This is a genomic window from Mesobacillus sp., from assembly GCF_049588175.1.
In the GTDB taxonomy this organism is placed as follows: domain Bacteria; phylum Bacillota; class Bacilli; order Bacillales; family Cytobacillaceae; genus Mesobacillus.
The window spans coordinates 1-2,237 of record NZ_JBAVFI010000572.1; the positions used below are offsets into that span (position 1 = coordinate 1).

Consider the following 2,237-nt stretch of genomic DNA (forward strand, 5'->3'; position numbering starts at 1 on the left):
GCTCATATGGGTTAAGTTTGCACAGGCAGACAAACGCCCCCTTAGGCTTGACTGCTGGTGAATGATAGGCAAGATATTCTTGAATTGACTCCTCGCCATACTCGCCCTCCAGCCAGCTCATCAGCCATTCAGTTTCCTCTGCCCGCCGCTTTTCCTCAACATAATGCTTTCTTAGTAAAAACTGAGCGAGTGCAGTTGCCGTCCGGTCCAAAATCAGCTGGTCAAAATCGGTTAAAGCTCTGTCTTTAGAGAGGATAATAAGCTCTGCATGATTATCACCAAGCAGCTGAATAGGAATACTTGCCAGCAACGGGGATGGTGAGCCCATTGCATGGCTTTCAATAATATTCAAAATTTCTCCTTGTTCTTTTTCGGTAACTTTAGGGGTGAATTGTATTTCATGATTGCTAAATATGGTGATAACCTGAATTTTTAAGTATTGTTGGATAAAAGTGAGGATTTCATTATGATCTTCAATCGTTAAAAGTTTCTTATTCAGTGCTTGTGAATAGCCTTCTAAGTCTGAAATCATTTGATATTGGTGATTGATTAGGAGAGTATGGATATCCTGGGTGATTTCTACGAATGGAACCTCTTGCTTAAAAAGAATGATCGGGAAATGGTGCTCATTGGCAAGTTCGATAATCTCAGTTGGCAGCAAAGTCGTATATGTACCAATTTCAATGCAAAGCCCTGCCGCATTCGAATCGATTAATTGCTCAACAACGGAAAGGAATAACTCCTTGTCCTCCTTCCAGGCAAGCCCAGTCGATAAAATCAGTTCATTCCCATTCAACAGGTTTCTGATTTTCGTCACATCTACCACATGAACCCACTTCACCATCCGGCTCAGCCCATTATGGCCCGCAACAACTTCAATGTTTTCAAAGTGCTTTCTTTGTAAAAGGTCATTTACAGTGAGGTAAGAATTCAAAGCAAAATCTCCTTTAATGAGTAGTTATCTTTTAATACTAGCGGAAACCTGCAGAATTTTTTGTCGTTTTCTGTATTTTTAAAATATTTAATAAAATAACTCAGTCAGACAAAAATAGATTGATATTAAGAAATGAAAAAAAGACCATCACATTTCGATGGTCTTATTTACATATCCATTACCCGTAAGTAAAATAATTCTTCACATAACGTGCCCCTACTGGTTGGCAGCACACTTCTTAAGCTCTTGTACCTGTTACTTTTAGTGAATCCCTACTCAAAACAAGTATCGAAAGGCGAATAATGCATTTTCTCCCCAAATTTATAGTAAAAATGTTTTTAAAATCGCTAAATTCTCTTCTAGAAATAAAGCGTTTTTTTCTATTCCACGACGTTTACACCAGCCAATACTATTGAAGGCATCTGTAAATCGATAAAAAGGCAAGACAATTTCTAGATCAATTAATGGTCTGATACTGTTATAGCCTTCTTGATAGGCTTGATACAGAGTTAAATCGAAGCGTAAAAAATCACGATACAGCTTGGTAAAATCGATTTCTGTTGAACCAAACCGTACGCTTTCAAAATCGATCATGCCTGAAACTTTATTACCATCAACAATGATATTTCCTGGACGAAAATCCATATGTATAAAGCTTGGTCCATCTGGAGGGGGAAGGTGTTGTTTCATTTTTTCAAATTTTTCAATGGCTTGTTTGTATAATTGTTTATCCAAAACTTCCCTAACATCCTCAGCAAAACTATAAAATTGCTGTTCAATAAAATTAGACCAGTTCGGAAATTCATTTTGTATGCCGGTTAACACCTGAGCAGCAGGCGGCAAAATAGTGTGCATCTTGGCATGAAGGACCCCAACTTGAAACGCTACTGTTGGTGAAGCCTCAGATGTTAACGGTTTTCCTTTTAATTCAGATAATAAAAAAGCACCAGGGCACTCTTCATCACCAGACCAATAATCCAATAATTCAGGAATGGAAACTCTTCCTTTTAAAACATCATAGGCTTCTAACTCCCGCTGACACTTCAATTTGGTATAAGGGATTTTCAAAAAAACATTTTCACCATTATACAAAGAACATTTATAAACTGTTGAACTATGGGAATCTTCAACATTATGAATGGATTTCACCTGCAATCCAAATTGTGGAATGACGCGATTTAACATCAAACTTACCCTCCTTATTATACTGCTCTCCCTTGTATACTAATCGACATTCGAAGAACTCTCCCTTTTTGACAATATCCAAATGACAGCATTTCTTCCATAAAAAACATTTTAACAT

At 37.4% G+C, this 2,237-nt stretch carries 2 protein-coding genes; both read right to left on the reverse strand.

From position 1 onward, the window contains the following. Positions 1-934, reverse strand: a 934-nt coding sequence (locus tag WB217_RS13985; RefSeq protein ID WP_423993832.1) for a PucR family transcriptional regulator ligand-binding domain-containing protein, incomplete at its 3' end; no start/stop codon positions are given. 321 nt (positions 935-1,255) lie between these two features. After that, positions 1,256-2,119: an aminoglycoside phosphotransferase family protein gene (locus WB217_RS13990; RefSeq protein WP_423993833.1), complete on the reverse strand. Its 864-nt coding sequence runs from the start codon at positions 2,117-2,119 to the stop codon at positions 1,256-1,258. Between the last annotated feature and the right edge of the window lie 118 nt (positions 2,120-2,237).